Source organism: Streptomyces sp. Ru72 (genome assembly GCF_002920635.1).
In the GTDB taxonomy this organism is placed as follows: Bacteria; Actinomycetota; Actinomycetes; order Streptomycetales; family Streptomycetaceae; genus Streptomyces.
Genome location: NZ_PQSR01000035.1, coordinates 1 through 21,556 on the forward strand (window position 1 = coordinate 1; position 21,556 = coordinate 21,556).

Consider the following 21,556-nt stretch of genomic DNA (forward strand, 5'->3'; position numbering starts at 1 on the left):
CAGGTCGTGGAGCGGTATCCGCTGCCCCAGCCCCTCGTGGAGCTGGGAGAGTTGTACGAGGCGCGCGGCACGTCCGGTGACCTGGCCAAGGCCCGCGACCAGTACGCCCTCGTCGACGCCTGGGTCTCCCTGGCCCGCGCCAACGGGGTCGACGCGGACCTCGACACCGCTCTCGCCGCCGCCGACCACGGCGACCGCGCGGCCGCGCTGAAGGCCGCCCGTGCCGAGTGGGGGCGCCGCCACACCGTGCACACCGCCGACGCCCTGGCCTGGGCCCTGCACGTCAACGGCCGCGACCAGGAAGCCCTCCCCTACGCCCGACAGGCCACGGCCACCGGCTACCGCAACGCGGCCTTCCTCTACCACCGCGGCATGATCGAGCACGCCACCGGTCACACCGACCAGGCCCGCGCCTCCCTCACCGACGCGCTGAAGCTGAACCCCGGCTTCTCCCCGCTGGGCGCGCGTGAGGCCCGTAAGGTCCTGGAGGCGATGCGGTGAACACCCGTCGTATCGCCGCCTGTGGGGCGGCCCTCCTCACGGCCCTGTGCGCGCTCGTCCTCGGCCCCGCCTCCGCAGCGAGCGCCCACCCGCTCGGCAACTTCACCGTCAACCGCTACGACGGCCTGGTCGCCGCGCCCGGGCAGATGCGCGTCGACCACGTCGAGGACCTCGCCGAGATCCCCGCCACCCAGGCCAGGCCCGACGTCACCAGGCTCGGCCTGACCGCATGGGCCCGGCAGCGGTGCGCGAAGGCGGCCGAGGGCAGCACGCTCACCGTCGGCGGACACCGGGCCCCGCTGAGCGTCCGTACCAGCCGCGCCCAGTTGCGGGCCGGGCAGGCGGGGCTCAACACCCTGCGCGTGGAGTGCCGGCTGACCGCAGCGCTGCCCGAGGGCGACACCCTCGCCGTCGGCTTCCACAGCGCGGGCGCCACCACCGGGCCCGGCTGGAGCGAGATCACCGCGCGCGGCGACCGCATGACGCTGACCGCGTCCGATGTGCCGAAGACGTCGGTGTCCGGCGAACTGACCAGCTATCCCAAGGAGTTGCTCTCCTCACCGGCCGACACCGTCAAGGCCTCGCTCCGGGTGCGCCCGGGAGGCCCCGCCCTGGCCGACGACCGGCGGGACGCGCCCGCCGCCTCGATCCTTCCGCGCGGCGCGGACCGCTGGACGCGCGCTCTGGACCACCTGGTCGCCCGCCACCACCTCACGCTCGGTTTCGCCGCGCTCGCCCTGGTCGTCGCCGTCGGCCTCGGCGCGATGCACGCGCTCGCGCCGGGACACGGCAAGACCCTGATGGCGGCGACGGCAGCCGCCCGCGGGGGCCGGGCCGGGCTCCGGGACGTTCTTCCGCTGGCCGCGTCGGTGACGGTCACCCACACCCTGGGCGTGGTCGCCCTGGGCCTGCTGGTCACGGCCGGTTCGGCGGCGGCGCCGTCGGTGATCGCCTGGCTGGGGATGGCGAGCGGCGTCCTGGTCACCGTGGCGGGCGCGTCCCTCGTGCGCCGGGCCTGGCGCAACCGGGGCCACGGGCACGCGCACGACCACGGACACGCGCATGCACACGACGGCGGGCACGCGCATGCACACGACGGCGAGCGCCCCGATGAACACGACCACGGGCACGAACATCACGCCCACAGTCACGATCCCGGACACGAACACACCCGCACCCAAACCCACACCCACACCCACACCCACACCCACGGCGGCATCCCCCACACCCACCCCACCGCCCCCACCCTCCGCGGCACGATCCTCCTCGGCTTCGCCGGCGGGCTGGTCCCCAGTCCCTCCGCCGTCGTCGTCCTCGTCGGTGCCGCCGCGCTCGGCCAGGCCTGGTTCGGGCTGCTGCTCGTCGTCGCCTACGGCGTAGGCCTCGCCCTGACGCTGACCGCGGCGGGGTTCGCCGTGGTCAAGCTGGGCAGCGGGATGAACCGCCTCCTGGACCGGCGCCCACGCTGGACCCAGAACCCGGCGGCCGCCCTCCTGCGCAGGACCGCGCCCCTCGGATCCGCCTTCGTGGTCCTCGCCCTGGGCGCCGGACTGGTGTTCAAGGGGGCGGCATCCGCACTCGGTTGAGCTACTTTTGGGGAGAAATCACGCGGAGTGGATACGTGGATACATCGCGCGGATGCGAATGGGGGACGGCCCGTGTCCGAAGAACCGGGCAGTGAACGTGTGATCGCCGGGCGCTACCGTCTGCTGTCCCCCCTCGGCCAGGGCGGCATGGGGACGGTCTGGCGGGCCCGTGACGAGGTCCTGCACCGCGAGGTCGCCGTCAAGGAGGTGCGCGCGCCGGCCGGACTTCCCTCGCCCGAGGTCCAGCGCATGTACACCCGGCTGGAGCGGGAGGCCTGGGCGGCGGCCCGGGTGGCGAACCGGAACGTGGTGACGGTCTACGACGTGGCCCACCAGGACGGCCGCCCCTGGATCGTGATGGAACTGGTCCGCGGCATCGCCCTGTCGGACCTGCTGGACGCGGAGGGCCCCCTCTCCCCGCAGCGCGCCGCGCACATCGGCGCCGAGGTGCTGGCGGCCCTGCGCGCCGCGCACGCCGCGGGGGTGCTGCACCGCGATGTGAAACCGGCCAACGTGCTGCTGGCGAACGACGGCCGGGTGGTGCTCACGGACTTCGGTATCGCCATGGTCGAGGGCAGTTCGGCGCTGACCATGACAGGCGAGGTCATCGGATCCCCCGAGTTCCTCGCTCCGGAGCGGGCGCTCGGGCGTACTCCCGGACCGGAGTCCGACCTGTGGTCGCTCGGTGTGCTGTTGTACGCGGCGGTCGAGGGCAACTCGCCGTTCCGGCACGACACTCCGCTGAGCACGCTCCGCGCGGTCGTCGACGAGGAGCTGCCGCCGCCGCACCGAGCGGGGCCGCTGGCTCCGGTGATCGAGGGGCTGCTGCGCAAGGACCCGGCCGAGCGGATCCCGGCCGAGCGGGCCGAGCGGGACCTGCGGCTCATCGCGGCGGGCGGCACCCCGCGCACGGGTGCCGCCGCTTACACGCCGACGGTCGCGGCGTTCCCGGGTCCGGCGGAACCGCCCACCGCCCCGCTTCCGCCGCCGGCCACCACCCGGCCCGCGCCCGCACCCGGGTACGCCGCTCCGTCGGAGCCGCTGCCCCGCAACCGCCGGGCCGGCATCGTGCTGGCCGCGGGCCTTGCCGCGCTCGTCCTGGCGGTGGCGGGGCTGACGTACGCGCTGGTGAACCGGAACGGCACGGGCGGCACGAACAGCGGGGCCACGCAGGGCGGCACGGTCAGCGGCGGGTCCTCGAGCAGCCCGGAGGTGAGCACGTCGCGGGCCGCTTCCGCCACCCGCGGGACCTCGGCCGGTGGTGGCAGTGGGGGCGGTGGTCGTACGACGAGCCCGCCCACCCAGTCGGTCCGGGTGACGGTCACCGGCACGCGCACCGACTACGCGGGGGGCTGTCCGCCGCCGGACGCCGAGGCGCCCGCGTTCACGGCGACGTTCACCGTGGGCAGGGTTCCGGTCGATGTGTCCTACCGCTGGGTCACGAAGACGGGGCAGGTCTCGGACCCGGGCTGGAAGACGCTGTCGTTCGCGGCGGGTGACGCGAAGACCAAGCAGCGGCAGGTCATCGTCACCACGTACGAGGAGGGCGGTTCCGTGCGGAACGCGATCGGCGTGGAGGTGCGCAGCCCGGTCGAGGTCACGTCCGAGTCGGTGCCGTTCTCGGTGACCTGTGAGACGGAGACCCCGTCGGGCGGGGCCTCCCCCTCTTCTTCGTGACGTTCTTGACCGCCGGGTGCTTCGTGAGGTTCGTGACCGTCAGGCCGCGCTGGTGAGCACCGGCAGATAGCCGCCGGACTGGCCGGCCGTGGTCGGGTGGTACGACTGGCCGATGTTCAGCCAGTCGACGCTGTGCAGCCAGGAGTCGCCCGAGCAGATCTCGTGGCCGGTGAAGGTGGTGCGGACGTCGCCGAAGGTGAAGCCGTGGTCGGCGGCGCGCTTGGCGATGGCGGCGTCGAGGTAGTCCGCGGCGCCGTTGATCGCCGACCGCTTGGTTCCGGACAGTCCGAGGCAGGTGGTGCCGAGCTGGTAGAAGCGGGGGTAGCCCAGCACGACCACGTGGGCCGAGGGGGCCTTGGTGCGGATCGCCGAGTAGACGGCGTCCAGTCGGCCGGGCAGGGTCGAGTCGACGTACGCCTTCGCCGTGGCGATCCGGGAGAGGCAGGCGCTGTCCGACTGGAGCACACAGGTCGTCATGACGTCGGAGAAGCCCGCGTCGTTGCCGCCGATGGTGATCGACACGAGCCCGGTGGAGGCGTTGAGGGTGCCGAGCTGACTGTTCAGCACATCGGTGGTCTTGGCGCCGGAGCAGGCCATGAAGCTGAACGAGGCGGGAGCGTGCGCGGCCTGCCACAGGTACGGATAGGCCTTCGTGCTGCGGTCGCAGTCGCCGCTGGAGCTGATGTAGCTGCCGGCTCCGACACCGGAGGAGTAGGAGTCGCCGAGCGCCACATACCCGGTGGCCGCGGCGAGGGGGGACGCCTGCGCCGCGGCGGCCCCGGTGAGGGCGAGGCCGAGGGCCAGGAGGAGCGAGCCCATAAAGGCCGCATATCGGGAACGTCTCATGGAACCTCCCTTTAGCAGGATCTCTGCCACAACCGGCATAGCAGCTACGCGTGTTGACAGGAAGTGTCCATGCCAAGACTTTTCGGGGTCCGCCCGATTCACTCCCGCAGAACGGATGTTTGAAGCAGGCCGAGAACCTGCGCGGGCGGCGTGCGCATCTTGACGCCCTGCCGCTCACTGCGCGACATTGAAGCCCGGCATCCGGCGCTTCGGGGGGGCAAAGTCGCCAATGCAGACCTTAGGCATCGAGCCACCTTCATCACAGAGAGACGGGCGGCCGGGACAGGGTCCGGGGAGGGACCTGCTTCCCCTGCTCATGGGTGTGGCCGTCGCGGTCGCGGCGACCGGCGCGACCCTCGCGCTGAGCGGCTCCGACTCACCGCTGCGCGGCCCGTTCACCCTCTTCTTCCTGCTCGCCGCGCCGGCGACGGCTGTGGCCGCCACCCTGAGAGGGCTGAAACCCTTTCCCCGCACAGTGGTGTCCGTGGCGGGAGCGATCGCGATCGATCTTCTGGTCGCCCAGGGCATGCTGGCGGTGCACCGGTGGTCCGTCACCGGCGGGATCGTCGCGGTGACCGTGATCAGCGCCCTCGTCCTCCTGCCGGTCCTGGTACGGCGTCACCGCGCCCGCGCGGCACGAAATCGGGGCTGAGGACGTGGACATCGGCGCGCAACCCCCCGGCGAGCCCACGAAGGCCGGCCGGGCGACGTGGACGGCTCCGCCGCCGATGCCGAGACCCCTGTCCCGAACGGAACACAAGGACTCCCCGAAGGCACGGACGTCTTCCGTGCCCGAAGGGCGGGTGACGCCTTGTCACCCTGCCGTGTTCGGAGACGGGGCCCGTCGCGCCCCGGTCCGGGCACCGCGCGATGCATCGCTGTCGCGGCCGGAACTCTTCGAACCGACCGCTCGGACACTCAAACGGATGGGACAAATCCGTTCGAGGAGTTGAGTTACGGCCATACCAACAAAAACGCGGACCCTGTCACAGGTCTTGCCATATCGCCGCAATCGTCAATACCGTCATACATCAACCCGCATCGGTCCATCATCATGCGGTCCAGGGGAGGGCTCAGGTACCGCGATGGTTCCGGCGCGGGGCGCGGTAGGGGGGTGCCGTGCTCGGCGACCCGAGAGGTCGTACGAGTCGTGCCGCGCGACCGGCCGCCGTTTTCCCGGCAGACGGTCAGCTTTGCCAGCTCACCCGGCATGCACGGAGATCCGTGCAGCATGCCGTCGGTGAGAACCCCCCCTTTCGAACCGGACACAGAGCCGGACCGTCCAGGGGCGGACGGTCCGACCGGACGAGAGGGACAAGACTCATGAGTTCTGTTCTGCGCCCTGCCTTTTCGGATCAGGGTCCGTTAACGCAGGGGAAGTACCGGCCGATCTCCTCGCACCTGGCCATCGCGCCGCCGGTGAGCGTGGTGATCCCCGCCATGAACGAGGCGGAGAATCTCCCCTACGTCTTCAAGACCCTTCCGGACTGGATTCACGAAGTCGTTCTGGTGGACGGCAATTCCACCGACAACACGGTGGAGGTGGCGCGCGAGCTGTGGCCCGACGTGAAAGTCGTCGAGCAGCGGGGCAAAGGCAAGGGTGACGCCCTGATCACCGGCTTCGCGGCGTGCACCGGCGACATCATCGTGATGGTCGACGCGGACGGTTCGGCGGACGGTCAGGAGATCGTCAGTTATGTCTCCGCGCTGGTGTCCGGGGCGGACTTCGCGAAGGGCTCGCGGTTCGCGAACGGGGGCGGGACCTCCGACATGACGCCGATCCGAAAGCTGGGCAACCGGGTGCTGTGCGCGATCGTCAACGCCAAGTTCGGCGCCCGCTACACCGACCTTTGCTACGGGTACAACGCGTTCTGGCGGCACTGCCTGGACAAGATCGACCTGGACTGCACCGGCTTCGAGGTCGAGACCCTGATGAACATCCGGGTGGTCAAGGCCGGCCTGAAGGTGCAGGAGATACCCAGCCACGAGTACCTCCGCATCCACGGCACCAGCAATCTGAGCGCGGTGCGTGACGGGCTCCGGGTGCTGAAGGTGATCCTCAAGGAGCGCTCGAACCGGCGTGCGCAGCGCCGCCGTCCTCGTGCCGTCGCGCTCAACTCCGGCCGGGGAGAGCTGTCTTGAGCGATCCGGATATCTCCGTGGTCATCTGCGTCTACACCGAGGACCGCTGGGAGGACATCCTCGCGGCGGTCGCCTCGGTGCGGGCGCAGTCCCGGCCGGCGCGCGAGACGCTCCTGGTCGTGGACCACAACGAACCCCTGCTGGAGAGGCTGACCGGCGAATACAAGGAGGCCCGGGAGGACGGATCGGTCCGGGTACTCGCCAACGCGGGCCCCCGCGGCCTGTCCGCGGGCCGCAACACCGGGATCGCCGCCTCGCGCGGGGAGGTCATCGCCTTCCTCGACGACGACGCGGTGGCCGAACGGGACTGGCTGAAGCACTTCGCCGAAGGATACGAGGACCCGCGGGTCATGGCCGTCGGCGGCCGTACGATGCCGATCTGGGCGTCGGGCCGCCGCCCGGCCTGGTTCCCAGAGGAGTTCGACTGGGTGGTGGGCTGTACGTACAAGGGGCTGCCGCCCGGCCGGGCCCGGGTGCGCAACGTCCTCGGCGGCAACGCCTCCTTCCGCCGCAGCGCGTTCGACGCGGCGGGCGGCTTCGCCACCGGCATCGGACGCGACGGCGACAAGCGTCCCCTCGGCTGCGAGGAGACGGAGCTGTGCATCCGCCTCACCCGGGCCAGGCCCGACGCGATCCTGCTGATCGACGACCGGGCGGTGATCCACCACCGGGTGCCCGAGCCGCGCGAGCACTTCGCGTACTTCCGCACCCGCACCTACGCAGAGGGCCTGTCCAAGGCGCTCGTGGCCCGCAGCGTCGGCGCCGGGAAGGGCCTGGAGTCCGAACGCCGCTACACCACCCGGGTGTTGCCCGCCGGGGTGGGCCGCGGCCTGCGCGACGCGCTGCTGGCCCGCCCGGGGGGCGCGGGCCGGGCGGGGGCGATCGTCGCCGGGGTGCTCACGGCGGCCGGCGGGTACCTGGTCGGGAGCGTCCGGGCGCGCAGGAGTAGCGCGACCTTCGCCGTGGCCGGCATCCCGGACGGTGAGGGGGCGGCCGCATGAGCGACCAGCCCGTGCCGATCCTCATGTACCACTCGGTGGCGACGGCGCCCAACGAGGCGACGCGCGCGCTGTCGGTGGCGCCCGAGGCGTTCCGCGAGCAGATGGCCCTGCTCGCCGACCACAAGTTCACGCCCGTCACCACGGCCGAACTGGCGAGGAGCTGGCGGGAGGGCGGCCCGCTGCCCGAGCGGCCCGTCCTCATCACCTTCGACGATGGCTACGAGGGCGTGCACCGGCACGCGCTGCCCGTGCTCGCGCGGCACGGCTTCGCCTCCACGCTGTTCGTCTCCACCGGCTGGATCCGGGGCGCCCACGACACCGGCGGCGGCCTGGACACGATGCTCGACTGGCGCCAGGTCCGCGACCTCGTGGACGCGGGGGTCGAGATCGGCGGACACAGCCACACGCACCCGCAGCTCGACCAGCTCCCCGATGACGCGCTGTGGTTGGAGCTGCTGCGCTGCAAGGAGATCATCGCCGACGAACTCGGCGCCCGCCCGGTGTCGTTCGCCTACCCCTACGGCTACTCCAGCCGCCGGGTGCGCCGCATCGTGCGCGAGGCCGGCTTCGGTCAGTCGCTCGCCGTGGGCAACGCTCTCGCGCGCCGCCGCCAGGGTCCGTACGCCCTGCAGCGGGTCACCGTGCGCCGCACCACCGGTGCCGAGGAGTTCGAGCGGCTCGTCCAGGGCCGTGCGATCGCCCGCACCTTCGCCAGGGACCGCGCCCTGACCAAGGGGTACGCCGTGGTCCGAAGAGCACGCCAGGTCCGCCGGAAGGCCATCCCGTCCCGTGTCTGACACGACCACCACAACCCAGGCCGGTGAGGCCACCACCGCGGAACCCGGGCAGCCGTCGGGCCGCCGCCTCCGCCTGCCCGGAAGGGGCGGCGGCCCAGGAGGCGGCAACCAGCTGTTCCGCAACGCCTACGCGCTGATGCTCAACACCGGGATCTCCGCGGTGCTGGGCCTCGGCTACTGGCTGGTCGCGGCCCGCTACTACTCCGACGCCGCGGTCGGCCAGGGCTCGGCCGCGATCGCCGCGATGAAGCTGCTCGCCGGACTCACCGCGGTGACGCTCACGGGTGCCCTGGCCCGCTTCATCCCGGTCGCGGGGCGCGCCACCGGACGCCTCATCTTCCGTACATACGCGGCGAGTTCGGCCGTCGTGGCGGTCGCGGCGGCGATCTTCCTGCTGACGCTCGACGTGTGGGGGCCCTCATACCGCTTCCTGCACGGGCCGGCCAAGGGCCTGGGCTTCATCATGGCCATCGTCGCCTGGAACCTGCTCACGCTCCAGGACGGGGTGCTGACCGGGCTGCGCAGCGCGCCCTGGGTACCGGTCGGCAACACCGTGTTCTCCGCGGTGAAGCTCGCGCTGCTGGTCGGGCTCGCGGTCGCCATCCCGACGACCGGCGTCTTCGTCTCCTGGGTGCTGGCGATCGGCACCTCCGTGATACCGCTCGGCTGGCTGGTGTTCCGGCGCCTGGTGCCACGACACGTCAAGGCGACCGCGGGCCACTCCGGTCCACCGACGTTCAAGGAGATCGGCAGGTTCCTGGCCGGCGACTACACCGGCTCGCTTTTCTCCCTCGCCGTCGTCTACCTCGTGCCGGTGATCATCGCCTCGCAGGTCAGCTCCGAGGAGAACGCGTACTTCTACATCACGACGACCATCGGCGGCACGGTCAACCTGCTCGCCATCAACATGGGCGCCTCGCTCACCGTCGAGGGCTCGCACGACCCGGCGCGGCTCGCCGCGAACACCCGGGCGGCGCTGAAGCGCATGGCCCGGATCATGCTGCCGGTGTGCGGGCTGCTGTTCCTGGGCGCGCCCGTCGTCCTGCACGTCTTCGGCGAGGGCTACGCCCACGCGGCGACCCCGCTGCTGCGCTGGTTCGCGGTCGGCGCCCTGCTGCGGGTCGTGATGGAGACGTACTTCGCGGTACTCCGCGCCCAGAGCCGTACCTCCGGACTCGCCTACCTCCAGGGGCTGCTGTGCGTCCTGGTGCTCGGGCTGACCGTCCTGCTGCTGCCCCGTATGGGCCTGACCGGCGCCGGCGTCGCCGAGATCTCCAGCCTGGCGGTGATCGTGGCGATCGCCGCGCCGAAGCTGATCGGAATCGTGCGCGCCGCCCCGGCGGACGCCGTGCCCGAGGACGCGGCACCGGACGGGGACCTCGCCGACCTGGAGGTCCCCGAGCCGAGGAGAGGCCCGTCCTGGGCGAGGAAGCTGGACGCGGACACGCTGGCGCTCGGCGTCCACGTGGACTTCGACCACCAGGAGCGCAGGCCGGACGTGCGGCCGGGGCCGGGCACCCCTCCCGCGGGAACACCGGTGCCGTACAGCGGCCCGGACGGGGCGCGGGAGGAGGCGTCGGACGGCTCGGCCGCGGAGGCACGACCGGCCACGGACGACGCGCGCGTCCCCGGCTCTCTTCTGGGGCCGATCGGGCTGGGCTGCCTGCTCGTCCTCGCGCTCCTGCTGTACTGGGTACCGGCGCTGGGGCTGAACGACGCCTCCCTGGACCGGATGGGCGGCCTCGGGCTGATCTCCGTGCTGCCGCCGCCCACCCTGCTCGGCGCGGCACTCCTCGTCGTGGTGTTCACCGCCCTGCTGTGGCGCGGCCGCGAGCACAAGCTCCTGCTCCTTGCCACGCTGCTCGCCACCGTCGTCTCACTGCACGCGCTGCCCGCCGTGATCGAGAGCGAGCCGCGGTTCCCGACGGCCTGGCAGCACCTCGGGTTCCTGGACTACATCGACCGCACCGGGTCGGCCGTGCCCTTCCTCGACGCACGCTGGAGCTGGCCCGGATTCTTCGCGGTGGCCGCGTTCGTCGCCAAGGCCTGCGGGGTCACCGACCTCACCGAGGTCATCCGCTGGTGGCCGCTGACCATCCAGCTGCTCTATCTGGCGCCGATGTTCCTGCTGGTCCGCTCCATGCGGGCGAGCTGGCGGGCCAAGTGGACCGGTGTCTGGATCTTCGTGCTCAGTGGCTGGGTCGGCCAGGACTACTTCTCCCCGCAGGGCTTCACGTATCTGTTCTACCTCGCCTTCGTGGCGATCCTGCTGGTCTGGTTCCGCGCACCGCGCGTGCTGTGGACCAGGCGGCGCCCGGGCGAGGCCGAGGTGGAGCCCACCAGCCGCGGGCAACGCGCCGTGCTGCTCATGGTGCTGATCGCCCTGTACGCGGCGAGCGTGCCGGCGCACCAGCTCACCCCGTTCATGATGCTGGGCGTCCTGGCGGTGCTCGTCCTGGTGGGCCGCTCCGAACTGCGCGGTCTACCGGTGCTCTTCGCGGTGCTGGTCATGTTCTGGCTGGGCTTCATGGCGGAGCCGTACTGGTCCGGGCACTTCGACGAACTCTTCGGCGGCGTCGGCGGCGTCGGCAGCAATGTGTCGACGTCCGTCTCCGGCCGTATCCAGGGCGGCGACTCCACGCACAAGCTGGTGCTGTACACGCGCGTGCTGCTCGCCGGCGTCGTGATGGCGTTCGCCTGCTGGGGCTGGTGGCGGCGGCGCGAGCACAAGTACCGGGAGCGGTCGCTGCTGGTACTCACCTTCGTGCCGTTCCTGGGCTTCGGCATGCAGTCCTACGGCGGCGAGATGGCGCTGCGCGTGTTCATGTTCGCGGTGCCGGGCGCGGCCCTTCTCTGCGCGCTCGCCCTGTTCCCGCGCACCGGCGTGACGGCCGAGGAGCGGGACAAGGACCGGGTGAGCCTCGCCCCGCTGGCCGCACTGATGGCGGGCCTGCTGCTGATGGGCGGCTTCCTGGTGGCCCGCTGGGGCAACGAGCCGTTCGAGCGGATCCGCCCGGGCGAGGTCGCGGCCATGGACTATGTGTACGCGCACGACAAGCCGTCGGTACGACTCCTGTGGCTGAGCAACGACACGGTCAACGACGTGACACCGGCGATGCCGTGGGGCGCCAGGGACATGGAGAAGGTGAACTACGTGCCGACCCTGGCGCCCACCGATCCGGTCCTGGTGTCGGGGCTGGTCAAGTCGCTCAAGGACGCGGGCCCCAACTCGTACCTCATGGTGAACCGCAGCCAGGTGACGTATCTCCAGATGGACGTGGGCTACTCGGCGACCTGGGAATCCCGGCTCATCAGGAACCTGGACGACCGTCAGGAGCTGAAGAAGGTCCTGGTCAACGATGACGTGACCCTGTACGCGCTGCGCAAGCAGCCCGCCGGAGAGGTCCCGCAGCCGCATCCGGGCCCGATCGGCCCGCGGGTGACCTGGACTCCGTGGTCGGTGGTCGGGGGGCTCGCGGCCGTGGCGCTGGTGCTGATGCTGACGGCGCGGGAGCTGGTGCGGGTCGCGGTGCGGCCGGGCGTACGGCAGCTGCGGGTGCTGCAGTCGAGCTTCTGGTTCTCGCTGCCGCTGCTGGCGGTGCTGCTGGCCTCGCTGGTGCAGCGGTTCCTGACCATGGGGAAGGGCTGAGGCTCACACCGTCTACAGGTGTCTAGGGGGGCGTACGAGGCCGTACCGGGGGGCGTACGGGGTGCAGCGGCTCAGCGCGGGAGCCACTTCACCTCGTACGCCTTCATGTCGAACCGCTTGCCGTCGACCTGGGCGCTGATCGTGCGGCCCAAGGTGTTCACCACCAGCACGACCTTGTCGGTGGCGAGGACACGGACGTTCGGGACGTCGTCGGGGGCCACCGTCACCGTCCGGTACGCGGCGCCGGGCGGGAACTCCTTGGAGAAACGGGACACCAGGCCGTACATCGGCAGTGCCCGGCCGCCGGCGGCGGTGTCGGTCGGCGTCCACAGACAGCCGGGGCAGTCGGTGCCCTTCTCGTCCTCCGGGTTCCAGTAGAAGCCCGAGGACGCGCCGCCCTTGACCAGGGCGATCATCCCGGCGGCCTGCACGGCGACGCGGCGGTCCTCGCTCCACCCCCTGCGCTCGTCATCGCCGTCGGCGGGCTCGACGTAGTACTCGGCCCACCACAGCGGCAGGTCGTGGGTCTGCCGGCGCACCCACGCGCCGACGGCGGTGAACTTGTCGGTCGCGGCGAACTCGTTCGGAAGCAGCTCGTCGTCGTTGGTGTAGCTGGAGCCGTCCACCACGACGAAGTCGGCACCCGCCTTGTGCGTGTTCCAGTAGCTGAAGGCGTCGATGATCCGCTGGTCCATGGCGCCCCAGGGGCCGCGCAGGGCGGTGGAGGCGTTCTCCTTCTGCCGCGGGTCGACGCTGTCCATGACGAGGTACGGGCCGCCCACCATGATCTCGGGGTTGACCTGCTTGAGCGCCTTGTAGACCAGGTTGTACAGCTCGGTGTACCCCTCGTAGTCCCAGCGGGCCCTGGAGTCGTTCCAGAAGCCCTTGAACTCGTTCCAGACGATGAAGTGGCGTACGTCCGGGTAGCGCCTGGCGACGGTCGCGGCGAGGGCGGCGTAGTCCTTGAAGTGCTCGGGCCTCGGGGCGGTCTCGAGCGCGGTCTGGCTCCAGTCGGTGTTGTCCGCGCCCGCCCTGCCGCCCTTCATCCAGTCCGGGGCGCAGCACAGGGTGACGACCGGGGTGCCGCCGGTCTTGCGGACGAAGTCGATACGGCGGTCCATCGCCGCGAAGTCGTATCGGCCCTTGACCGGTTCCGGGTTGTCGGCGCCCCACCCCATGATCGCCTGGTTCTGCGGCAGCACGGCCCCGGACAGCAGCCCCTCGACGCGCCCGGTGGCGGCGTCGCTGCCCTGGTCGGCGCTGTACTGGGTGTGGGTGAAGCCCCAGCCGACGTCCGGTTTCGTCACCTCGGGCGGGGTGGCGGGGGTGCCGTGCACCTTGTCGCCGTCGCGCGTCGTGCCTCTGATGCTCGCGCCGTTCCCGGGCAGTGTGCTGATCAGTGTGACCAGCAGGGCCAGAGCGGCCACGGCCACGCCGAGCAGTGCGGTGAGTCGCCACCGCCGTTCCCCCGAATTCCACCCATGACGTCCCATCATGGGCCACACTAACGGCGCTCCTTGGGCCGCGGACAGATTTCGGCTGCGACAGCCAGGTAACAGCATGAACCGGAAGGATCTGATCCGCCGGGTATACACCAGGCAAAGACGACACATCCGGCGCACCGCGGAAAGCGGATGCACCAGGGGGCCCCGTGACGGATCATGGCGGCATGTCTGCCAACCCATACGACGCTCTGCCGGTCCGGCTCAACGTCGACGACAGCGACTCCCCCTCCGACGTCGTCGACGCGCTGTTCCTCGGCCGCTTCGCGACGGGCGAGCAGCCCTACTCCCACGCCGCGAACATCGACCGGGTACGGTCCGGGGCCACGCTCCTGCCGCCGGGCGCCCGGGTGCTGCGGGTCGCCCGCGACGACGACCGCAGCGCGACGCTCGCCGAGGGCGACGGCTGGACGCTGCTGGTGTCCCGCTGGAACCGCGGCGCGGACGTCACGGTGACCGCGACCAGCGCCGAGCTGGCGGAGAAGGTGCTGGGCGAGGCCACGGACGGCGCGGCCGACGAGCCGGAGCCGCAGCCGGAGAACGTGACGATGGGGTTCTGGTACGTGTCGCCGCGACGCGGCCCGCACCGTACGACACGGCAGATCTCGGCGGGCACCTGGGAGGAGGTCCGCCCGAACTACACGGCGCCGGTGGCGGACGCCATGGACCGGCTGATGAAGACGACCCCGGAGGACATCGCGGGCCGTCTGCTGCTGCTCCACGGCCCGCCGGGCACGGGCAAGACCTCGGCGCTGCGGACGCTGGCCCGTTCGTGGCGGGACTGGTGCCAGGTGGACTGCGTCCTGGACCCGGAGCGGCTCTTCAGCGACGTCGGCTATCTGATGGACATCGCGATCGGCGAGGAGGACACGGCCGGCAAGGGCCGCTGGCGGCTGCTCCTGCTGGAGGACTGCGACGAACTGATCCGCGGCGAGGCGAAGCACACGGCGGGCCAGGCGCTGTCCCGCCTGCTGAACCTGACGGACGGACTGCTGGGGCAGGGCCGCAACGTGCTGGTGGGCGTGACGACGAACGAGGACCTGGAGCGCCTGCACCCGGCCGTCGTCCGGCCCGGCCGCTGCCTGGCCCGTATCGAGGTCGGCCCGCTCACCCGCACGGAGGCGGTGAGCTGGCTGGGCCGCGAGGAGGGGATCGGCCGCGACGGCGCGACGCTGGCGGAGCTGTACGCGCTGCGGCGGGGCACGTCCCCGGCTTCGGTGCCGGACCAGCGGGCGGGAGCGGGCGCGGGACTGTACCTGTAGGGGCACGAAGCCGCCGCCGGGTACGACGCCTGGAGCGGGGCCGGGACCGGCGTCGACACCCGGAGCCGGGGGCACGACCGGCGCCGCCACGGCGACCGGTGCTTTGATGGACATATGACCCTGTTCGTCGGCACGTCGGGGTGGCAGTACCGGGACTGGCGGGACGTCCTCTACCCGGCGGACGTCCCCATGCGGCTGTGGCTGGAGGAGTACGCGACGCGGTTCGCCACGGTGGAGGTCAACAACGCGTTCTACCGGCTGCCGTCGCGGGAGACGTTCGAGGCCTGGCGGGAGCGGGTGCCGGCGGACTTCGTGGTGGCGGTGAAGGCGAGCCGCTACCTGACGCACATCAAGCGGCTCAAGGAGCCCGAGGAGCCGGTGCACCGTCTGATGAGCCACGCGGCCGGGCTCGGCAGCCGCCTGGGCCCGGTCCTGCTCCAGCTCCCGCCCACCCTGCGCGCGGATCCGGCGCTCCTGGACGACTGCCTCGCCTGCTTCCCGTCCGGCACCCGGGTCGCGGTGGAGCCACGCCACGACTCCTGGTGGACCCCCGAGGTGCGCGCCGTGCTGGAGGCGCGGGGCGCCGCCCTGTGCTGGGCCGACGTCCTGTCCCGCCCGGTCACCCCGCTGTGGCGCACCACGGACTGGGGCTACATCCGCTTCCACACGGGGCGGGCCCGCCCGTGGCCCCGCTACGGCCGCCGGTCCCTGACGACGTGGGTCCAGCGGATCGGGGCGGTGTGGCCGGAGGAGGTGGACGTCTACGCCTACTTCAACAACGACCCGCACGCGGCGGCGGTCCTGGACGCGACGGTGTTCGCGCGGTTGGCGACCACGGCGGGCATGCGGGTGACACGCACGCCTCGAAAGCTGCCCGCCCCAGCCGCGGACACGGCGACGTGACCGCCTCCCGCCGCAGCGGTGGGTCGCCTCTTTCCACCGCACAACGGCGATCAGCCACGACGGCGGAGCTGGGGTCCCCCACGCCGTCGAGGCAGTGGGGCGGCTGCCGAACCCTCCCCGCCACCCGGCGGCCGGCCGACCGCACTGCTCAACGCCCGTAGGCCGCCCGCAGGGCATCCCGCACAGCGGCCAACGCCGCCTCCTCGCCCAGTCCCAGCCGTCGCGCCCTTTCGGCGTAGGCGGAGGCGGCGGCAGCCGCCTCTCGCTCCGCGGCCGAGCCTGCGGCAGCCACGAACGTGCCGTTGCGCCCCCGTGTCTCGATCACGCCGTCCTCCTCCAGCGCCCGGTACGCCTTCGCCACCGTGTTCGCCGCGAGGCCGAGGGACTCGGCCAGCCCCCGTACGGTCGGCAGCCGGTACCCGACCGGCAGCGCCCCCGCCCGGGCCTGCTCGGAGATCTGCGCCCGCACCTGTTCGTACGGTGGCGCGCTCCCATCGATGTGGATCTTCAAGGTCACGGCCCGATTCTCCCGCACCCACCGGAAAATGAGAGGCATCCCCGCGCCCGACCCGGATACCGTGCGCCCCCATGACAGTGATCGTGCGCGACCTCCGTCCCGACGTACGAGCCGACACCGAGGGCTTCGCCCGGGTCCGGCGACTCGCCCTCCCCTTCATCCTGTTCACCCCGGAGTCCATCGCCTACGACGCCGCCCACATGCATGCCGACGTCCGCTACCGCCCGCTCGTGGCCGAGGAGGACGGCGAGATCATCGGCACGGCCCAGGTCCACCTCGCCCATGAGAGCCGGGAGCCCGGCCAGGGCAACCTCAACATCTACGTGCACCCCAAACGCACCCGCCGCGGCGCGGGCACGCTCCTCGTCCGCGCCGCCGAGGAGCACCTGGCCTCCGTGGGCGCCACCAGGATCTTCGCCTGGGTCCTGGACGAGCCCGGCAACCGCGCCTTCGCGGAACGGCACGGCTACAAGCGCAGTCGCTCCGCCCACTTCCTCCGCCTGGATCTGGCGAACGGCACCCTGCCCCCACTCCAGGACCCCCCGCCGGGCGTCGAGCTGCGCACCGGCGCGGACTTCGCGGACGACCCTCGCCCCCTGTTCGAACTGGACGCGGAGACGATGTCCGACGAGCCGAGCGACATCGCATACGAGTTCACCGACTACGAGGCCTGGCTCGAGGAGACCTGGCGCCACCCCCTCTTCAGCCCCGAGCTGACCTCGGTGGCGGTGGTCGACGGCCGCCCCGTGGCGTTCAGCGCGGCCCGCACCGACGGCGACACCCGCTACGGCACCGTGATGACCGGTACGGCCCGCGCCTTCCGCGGCCGGGGCCTCGCCAAGCTCGCCAAGAACCACTCCCTGCACCGTGCCCGTGCCGCCGGGTACACGGAGGCGTTCACGGGCAACGACGCGGGCAACGGCCCGATGATCGCGATCAACAAGGGGTTCGGCTACGAGATCTGCGGCACGGAGGTGCGCCATGTCCGCGAACTCGGCTGAGACGGCGACCCCGGTGGACGTCGTCCTGGTCAAGGCGGGCCGTACGAAGATCCGTTACAGGGGCGAGCTCGTGGCCGACGACGGCAACCGGATCGCCGTACGCGCTCCCTGGGCGGGCGACGGCGTCCGCGACTTCGGCTTCGTGCGGTTCGAGCCCGGTGACGTCTTCACCGAGTACTACTGGCGCGACCGGTGGTATGCGGTGAAGGAGGTCAGGGACGCGCGGGGCACGCTCAAGGGCTGGTACTGCGACATCACCCGCCCCGCCACGGTCTCCGGCTCCGAACTCGTCGTGGAGGACCTCGACCTGGACCTGTGGCGCTCGGCGGACGGCACGGCCGTACTGCGCCTGGACGAGGACGAGTTCGCGGCGAGCGGCCTCGCGGCCAGGGACCCGGAAGCCGCGGCGGCCGCGGTGAGCGCCCTGGACGAGCTCGAACTCCTGGCCAAGGAGGGAAGCTTCGCGGCTCTGCTGCACTGACCCGCGTGCGCTGACCCGCGTGCGCTGACCCGCACCGAGCGGTCCGCATCGAGCCGCCCGTCAGACGACCGCCACCACCGCATACCGCTCGTCGTCCACCTCCCTCCCCCACAGCCGCGCGTCGTCCGACAGCCGCTCGAGGCGTACGTCCTGGGCGAGAGGCGCGAGGAGAGCGGTCAGGCGGTCGGCGGGTATGCCGACCGGGCTCACCGTCCCCCACACGCCCTCCACCAGCACCAGGCGGCCGGCGGGGCGCAGCAGTCCCCGCCAGTGGCGCAGGACGCGGCCGGGGTCGGGCAGGGTCCACAGCACATGGCGGACGAGGACGGCGTCGAAGAGCTGTTCGCCGACCGGCGGCGCCGCCGCGTCGCCGACGAGGAACACCGCGTCGCGTCCGGCGAGCTTGGCGCGGGCACGCGCGACCATGGCCGGTGACAGGTCGACCCCTGTCACCCGGTGTCCCTGTTCGGCGGCGAGCAGTGACAGGCTGCCGGTGCCGCAGCCGAGGTCCAGGACGTCACCGGCCCGCCGCGGCAGCCACGTACCCAGCCGGGCGGCCCATGCCTCGCGCACCGCCGGGTCGCGCAGGCCGTGGTCCGGTTCGGCGTCGAAGGTGGCGGCCTCGGCGTCCCAGTCCACGCCGGGGTCCGTGCCCACGGAGGTTTGGGCTCCGCTGTTCCTGGCCATGTTCCTGGTCATGTTCGTGTTGATGTCTCGGTCCATGACGCCAGGGTGACAGCCACCACTGACAGTCGAATCGTGACAGCCGCCACAGACATACCTCGACCGATGAGGAACCCTCGCCGAAAGGGTCTACCTCCGCGCAAACGCGGAACCCGGTAGGCACAAGGAGGCAGCCATGCGCCGAGTGACCGTGCACAAGCCCCTGAAGAGGACCGACTCCCGCCGGACGCGCGAGGAGGCCGACGAGCGCCCCACGGAGCGCCCGGAGGTCCGCAAGGACATCGCCCGCATCTGGTGGCCGGACGGCTGACCCGGGGCGTACCGACCGTCACGAGGTGCCGTGCCCCCGCGAAAGACACGGAAAGCGATCCAGACCGGGCGCTGATGCCCTCAGCCCAGCCGCTTGCGGTAGTGGACTCGGTCGTACGGCCCGTCGACACGGCGCTCGACGACCTCGTATCCGTACTTCGGATAGATCTTCTGGTTCTCCCACATCAGCGCGTTCGTGTAGAGCCTGACCTCGGGCAGGCCGAGCGTACGCGCGTGTGCGTCCACGAAGGCGAGCAGCCTGCGCCCCACGCCCAGCCCCTGGGCGCCGGGGTGCACGGCGATGCTGTCGAGGAAGAGATGGTCCTCGAACGCCTCCACCACCACGAGCCCGTTCACGGGCTCTCCCGTCACGAACACCCGCCCCGCGGCCACGTCGTCGGCGTGGTCGGCCTCCATCGGCTTGGGCACCACTCCGATACGCGCGATGTAGTGGTGGTACGCGGCATCCGTCACGGCCCGTACGGCCGGCACATCGGCGGCGAGGGCCGGCCTGATCCCCTCGGGCGTACCGGCGTCTTCCGTGGCATCTGTCATGGGCCGAACGGTACTTGGCTGATCGCAGGCTCAGCACTCCCTTAACGGCACCATAAGGATCTCCACCACCGGCCCTGAACAGGGGATTTCACGGCTTCCTGCGGCTAGCTTGCTGTTCGCCCCTCACTCCGGGGCCTGTCCGGCGGCTCAGGCCGGACAGGCCCCGGTGGCGCTTCAGCTGAACGCCGACGCGCAGGTGGTGGCGGTGGCGTGGGCGGGGTCGAGGGCGTTGGCCGCCTCATGGAAGGCGATGCGGTCGGACAGCCCGATCATCACGTGCTCCGAGAGGTCCACCCCGCACAGGTCCTGCAACAGCACGTTGTGGACGTCGGATCCGCTCAGGAACTGGGAGCGGTACGGCGTGACCACCTCGTCGTACTTGGTGGCGATGACCGTGTAGTGGACGCCGGCCACGGTGTCGCCCCCCGCGTTGAGCTTGGCGAGGAAGGCGGACCCGGCGATCTGGTCGGCGAGCCCGGGCGTGGCCGCGGAGAGAAGGTCCTGCGCGCCGGGGAAGTACGGCAGCAGGTTGGTGAGTCCGTCCAGGGTGGTGCCGTGGTTGTCGGGCGCGATGCCGACGAGGGCGTTCACCTTGGCGGCGCCGCCGAGGAACTTGAGGTAGTAGCGGGGCATCATGCCGCCCTGGGAGTGGCCGACGATGTCGACCTTGGCGGCGCCGGTCGCGGCGAGCACCTTGTCGACGAAGACGGACAGTTGCTGCGCGGACTGGTCGATGGGGCCGAGGCCGTAGAAGAGCGGGACGCCTGAGAGTTGACCGTAGTCGAGCGAGAAGACGCAGTAGCCGCGGTCCTCCAGGTAGGGCGCGAAGGCCAGCCAGTTGTCGACCGCGTTCGCGAAGGTCCCGTGGACGAGCACGACCGGGCGGGGGTGGGCGGCGGACGGCTTGCAGGAGTAGTCGTTCCAGCCTGTGCTGGGGGCGGCGGCCTCGGCGGTGGCGGCGGGGACGAAGGCGACCGCCGCGGTCAGCGCCAGGGCGGCAAGGGGTCTGAGCAGGCGTTTCCAGGGCAGCATCGGGTGATCTCCTTGCGGCTCGGGGAGAAGCGACGACCTTGCGCCCTGTGATCCGGATCACGGGATGCTGTTCACTCGTCAAGTTACGAACGAGTAGCAGACAAGTGAAGTTACGCGTCGGTAAAAACTTCCAGTGATAGCTGACCGCGGCAGCGATTGCTGGTAATGCCCTGAACGTATGCGGCGACCCGTCACCAGACGGGCTTGACCGGCCCATAGGGCGCGATACGCAGCAACTGGCGCTGCAGCGCGCGGATTTCACGCTCCCCCAGCAGCTCCACCCATGGCCGCACGGCGTCCGCCGCGGCCTCCTCGGCGGCCCGCGTACAGGCCCATCCGCGGCCGGTGAGCACGATCAGCCGCGCCCGCGCGTCACCGGGGTGCGGCCGCCGCTCGGCGTACCCCTTGCGCACGATCTCCTCGACGAGCTGACTGGCGGCCTGCTTGGTCACGCCCAGATGGGCGGCCAACTCGGTGACCGTCGCGCCATCCGGGGCCAGCCGCGCGAAGGCGAACCCGTGCGCGGGTCGCAGTCCTTCGAAGCCGCGCGCGACAACGCCGTCATGAATGCGTTGTGTGAGCTCACCCGCGACGGCGAGCAGGGCTGCGGACAGGGAGATGGCCTCGGAGTTCTGCACGAGGGCATTGAAACACCCTTGACGGAATGGTCAAGCAGGTTGACCATGGGGGCACAGCGATTAGTCAAGCAGCTTGACCACTTTCGGAGGCGCCCATGCCCGTCGTCCGCCCTTCCCGAGCCGTCACCCATGAACTGCACGGCGCCCGCTTCGTCTCGTACGCCACCCCCCTGACCGGCAGCAAGGAGCTGTGCGCGTGGCGCGGTGAGATCCCGGCGGGGACCCGCGCCCCCCTCCACACAGTCAGCCGGGAGGAGATCTTCCACCTGCTCAGCGGCGAACTGCTGATCACCCTCGACGGCCATACCGAGCGGATCACCGCGGGTGACACGGTGATCATCAATCCCGGCGCCACCCTCGGAGTCGAGAACCCCACGGACGAGGTGGCCGTCTCCTGGGTCACCACATCCATCGGCCTTGAGGCGGTGCTCGCGGACGGCACGCGTATCACGCCCCCCTGGGCGAGTTGACGC

At 71.4% G+C, this 21,556-nt stretch carries 20 protein-coding genes and 1 pseudogene; 14 read left to right on the top strand and 7 right to left on the bottom strand.

Going from position 1 to position 21,556, the window contains the following annotated elements:
• From C3488_RS18185 to C3488_RS18195, 3 genes and pseudogenes are all read left to right on the top strand, one after another.
• Positions 1-501 (top strand): annotated as a pseudogene (locus C3488_RS18185) (hypothetical protein); the annotation flags it as partial.
• A complete protein-coding gene (locus C3488_RS18190; RefSeq protein WP_103840673.1) occupies positions 498-2,087 on the top strand; it encodes a sulfite exporter TauE/SafE family protein in 1,590 nt (529 codons plus the stop codon). The pseudogene C3488_RS18185 and the gene C3488_RS18190, both read left to right, overlap by 4 nt.
• A gap of 72 nt (positions 2,088-2,159) precedes the next feature.
• Positions 2,160-3,764, top strand: coding sequence for a serine/threonine-protein kinase (locus C3488_RS18195; protein WP_103840675.1), 1,605 nt, complete (start codon positions 2,160-2,162; stop codon positions 3,762-3,764).
• A 39-nt stretch (positions 3,765-3,803) separates the two neighbouring features.
• Here C3488_RS18195 and C3488_RS18200 read toward each other — a convergent pair whose 3' ends face one another.
• Positions 3,804-4,610: an SGNH/GDSL hydrolase family protein gene (locus C3488_RS18200; RefSeq protein ID WP_103840677.1), complete on the bottom strand. Its 807-nt coding sequence runs from the start codon at positions 4,608-4,610 to the stop codon at positions 3,804-3,806.
• Between the two features lie 316 nt (positions 4,611-4,926).
• Here C3488_RS18200 and C3488_RS18205 point away from each other — a divergent pair, with 316 nt between their 5' ends.
• The 5 genes from C3488_RS18205 to C3488_RS18225 all read left to right on the top strand — a co-directional run bounded on the left by C3488_RS18205 (position 4,927) and on the right by C3488_RS18225 (position 12,199).
• Positions 4,927-5,262: a hypothetical protein gene (locus C3488_RS18205; protein ID WP_103840679.1), complete on the top strand. Its 336-nt coding sequence runs from the start codon at positions 4,927-4,929 to the stop codon at positions 5,260-5,262.
• Positions 5,263-5,933: 671 nt separating this feature from the next.
• Positions 5,934-6,752 (top strand): glycosyltransferase family 2 protein, encoded by an 819-nt coding sequence (locus C3488_RS18210; RefSeq protein WP_103840680.1) that lies wholly within the window; start codon positions 5,934-5,936, stop codon positions 6,750-6,752.
• The gene (locus C3488_RS18215; protein ID WP_103840682.1) at positions 6,749-7,753 is read left to right on the top strand and encodes a glycosyltransferase family 2 protein; all 1,005 of its coding nucleotides are present in this window, start codon (positions 6,749-6,751) and stop codon (positions 7,751-7,753) included. The genes C3488_RS18210 and C3488_RS18215 overlap by 4 nt, the downstream gene beginning before the upstream one ends.
• Positions 7,750-8,550, top strand: a complete 801-nt coding sequence (locus tag C3488_RS18220) for a polysaccharide deacetylase family protein (RefSeq protein ID WP_181139072.1) — start codon at positions 7,750-7,752, stop codon at positions 8,548-8,550. The genes C3488_RS18215 and C3488_RS18220 overlap by 4 nt, the downstream gene beginning before the upstream one ends.
• Positions 8,543-12,199, top strand: coding sequence for a lipopolysaccharide biosynthesis protein (locus tag C3488_RS18225; RefSeq protein WP_103840684.1), 3,657 nt, complete (start codon positions 8,543-8,545; stop codon positions 12,197-12,199). The genes C3488_RS18220 and C3488_RS18225 overlap by 8 nt, the downstream gene beginning before the upstream one ends.
• Before the next feature lie 71 nt (positions 12,200-12,270).
• Here C3488_RS18225 and C3488_RS18230 read toward each other — a convergent pair whose 3' ends face one another.
• Positions 12,271-13,692: a xylan 1,4-beta-xylosidase gene (locus C3488_RS18230; protein ID WP_103840771.1), complete on the bottom strand. Its 1,422-nt coding sequence runs from the start codon at positions 13,690-13,692 to the stop codon at positions 12,271-12,273.
• Positions 13,693-13,868: 176 nt separating this feature from the next.
• Between C3488_RS18230 and C3488_RS18235 the strand changes: the two genes are divergently transcribed.
• Together C3488_RS18235 and C3488_RS18240 are read left to right on the top strand one after the other, a co-directional pair.
• Positions 13,869-14,963, top strand: coding sequence for a DUF5925 domain-containing protein (locus tag C3488_RS18235; protein ID WP_103840686.1), 1,095 nt, complete (start codon positions 13,869-13,871; stop codon positions 14,961-14,963).
• A gap of 114 nt (positions 14,964-15,077) precedes the next feature.
• Positions 15,078-15,866, top strand: coding sequence for a DUF72 domain-containing protein (locus C3488_RS18240; protein WP_103840688.1), 789 nt, complete (start codon positions 15,078-15,080; stop codon positions 15,864-15,866).
• Between the two features lie 148 nt (positions 15,867-16,014).
• Here the strand turns inward: C3488_RS18240 and C3488_RS18245 are convergent, their stop codons facing one another.
• Positions 16,015-16,383, bottom strand: a complete 369-nt coding sequence (locus C3488_RS18245) for a GntR family transcriptional regulator (RefSeq protein ID WP_181139073.1) — start codon at positions 16,381-16,383, stop codon at positions 16,015-16,017.
• A 71-nt stretch (positions 16,384-16,454) separates the two neighbouring features.
• Here C3488_RS18245 and C3488_RS18250 point away from each other — a divergent pair, with 71 nt between their 5' ends.
• Together C3488_RS18250 and C3488_RS18255 are read left to right on the top strand one after the other, a co-directional pair.
• Entirely contained in the window at positions 16,455-17,384 is a 930-nt protein-coding gene (locus C3488_RS18250; protein WP_103840692.1) for a GNAT family N-acetyltransferase, read from the top strand.
• Positions 17,365-17,865, top strand: a complete 501-nt coding sequence (locus C3488_RS18255) for a DUF402 domain-containing protein (protein ID WP_103840694.1) — start codon at positions 17,365-17,367, stop codon at positions 17,863-17,865. Before C3488_RS18250 ends, C3488_RS18255 begins: the two co-directional genes overlap by 20 nt.
• A gap of 60 nt (positions 17,866-17,925) precedes the next feature.
• Here C3488_RS18255 and C3488_RS18260 read toward each other — a convergent pair whose 3' ends face one another.
• Positions 17,926-18,552 (bottom strand): bifunctional 2-polyprenyl-6-hydroxyphenol methylase/3-demethylubiquinol 3-O-methyltransferase UbiG, encoded by a 627-nt coding sequence (locus C3488_RS18260; protein ID WP_103840774.1) that lies wholly within the window; start codon positions 18,550-18,552, stop codon positions 17,926-17,928.
• 172 nt (positions 18,553-18,724) lie between these two features.
• Between C3488_RS18260 and C3488_RS41610 the strand changes: the two genes are divergently transcribed.
• Positions 18,725-18,859, top strand: coding sequence for a hypothetical protein (locus C3488_RS41610; protein ID WP_103840696.1), 135 nt, complete (start codon positions 18,725-18,727; stop codon positions 18,857-18,859).
• Positions 18,860-18,939: 80 nt separating this feature from the next.
• Here the strand turns inward: C3488_RS41610 and C3488_RS18270 are convergent, their stop codons facing one another.
• The 3 genes from C3488_RS18270 to C3488_RS18280 form a co-directional block, all read right to left on the bottom strand.
• Positions 18,940-19,413 (bottom strand): GNAT family N-acetyltransferase, encoded by a 474-nt coding sequence (locus tag C3488_RS18270; RefSeq protein ID WP_103840698.1) that lies wholly within the window; start codon positions 19,411-19,413, stop codon positions 18,940-18,942.
• 174 nt (positions 19,414-19,587) lie between these two features.
• Complete coding sequence (locus C3488_RS18275; RefSeq protein WP_103840700.1) at positions 19,588-20,445, bottom strand: triacylglycerol lipase; 858 nt, start codon at positions 20,443-20,445, stop codon at positions 19,588-19,590.
• Positions 20,446-20,636: 191 nt separating this feature from the next.
• A complete protein-coding gene (locus C3488_RS18280) occupies positions 20,637-21,083 on the bottom strand; it encodes a MarR family winged helix-turn-helix transcriptional regulator (protein ID WP_103840701.1) in 447 nt (148 codons plus the stop codon).
• Between the two features lie 95 nt (positions 21,084-21,178).
• On the opposite strand from C3488_RS18280, the gene C3488_RS18285 reads away from it, so the two are divergent.
• Positions 21,179-21,553, top strand: coding sequence for a cupin domain-containing protein (locus tag C3488_RS18285; protein ID WP_103840703.1), 375 nt, complete (start codon positions 21,179-21,181; stop codon positions 21,551-21,553).
• The last annotated feature ends 3 nt before the right edge of the window (positions 21,554-21,556 follow it).

What these genes read in the sequence shown, in the direction of transcription:
- C3488_RS18285 (WP_103840703.1), top strand. Translation starts at nt 21,179, where the DNA reads ATGCCCGTCGTCCGCCCTTCCCGAGCCGTCACCCATGAACTGCACGGC.
- C3488_RS18230 (WP_103840771.1), bottom strand. Translation starts at nt 13,692, where the DNA reads ATGGGACGTCATGGGTGGAATTCGGGGGAACGGCGGTGGCGACTCACC.
- C3488_RS18270 (WP_103840698.1), bottom strand. Translation starts at nt 19,413, where the DNA reads ATGACAGATGCCACGGAAGACGCCGGTACGCCCGAGGGGATCAGGCCG.
- C3488_RS18200 (WP_103840677.1), bottom strand. Translation starts at nt 4,610, where the DNA reads ATGAGACGTTCCCGATATGCGGCCTTTATGGGCTCGCTCCTCCTGGCC.
- C3488_RS41610 (WP_103840696.1), top strand. Translation starts at nt 18,725, where the DNA reads ATGCGCCGAGTGACCGTGCACAAGCCCCTGAAGAGGACCGACTCCCGC.
- C3488_RS18240 (WP_103840688.1), top strand. Translation starts at nt 15,078, where the DNA reads ATGACCCTGTTCGTCGGCACGTCGGGGTGGCAGTACCGGGACTGGCGG.
- C3488_RS18205 (WP_103840679.1), top strand. Translation starts at nt 4,927, where the DNA reads ATGGGTGTGGCCGTCGCGGTCGCGGCGACCGGCGCGACCCTCGCGCTG.
- C3488_RS18220 (WP_181139072.1), top strand. Translation starts at nt 7,750, where the DNA reads ATGAGCGACCAGCCCGTGCCGATCCTCATGTACCACTCGGTGGCGACG.
- C3488_RS18210 (WP_103840680.1), top strand. Translation starts at nt 5,934, where the DNA reads ATGAGTTCTGTTCTGCGCCCTGCCTTTTCGGATCAGGGTCCGTTAACG.
- C3488_RS18260 (WP_103840774.1), bottom strand. Translation starts at nt 18,552, where the DNA reads ATGGCCAGGAACAGCGGAGCCCAAACCTCCGTGGGCACGGACCCCGGC.
- C3488_RS18250 (WP_103840692.1), top strand. Translation starts at nt 16,455, where the DNA reads ATGACAGTGATCGTGCGCGACCTCCGTCCCGACGTACGAGCCGACACC.
- C3488_RS18235 (WP_103840686.1), top strand. Translation starts at nt 13,869, where the DNA reads ATGTCTGCCAACCCATACGACGCTCTGCCGGTCCGGCTCAACGTCGAC.
- C3488_RS18255 (WP_103840694.1), top strand. Translation starts at nt 17,365, where the DNA reads ATGTCCGCGAACTCGGCTGAGACGGCGACCCCGGTGGACGTCGTCCTG.
- C3488_RS18275 (WP_103840700.1), bottom strand. Translation starts at nt 20,445, where the DNA reads ATGCTGCCCTGGAAACGCCTGCTCAGACCCCTTGCCGCCCTGGCGCTG.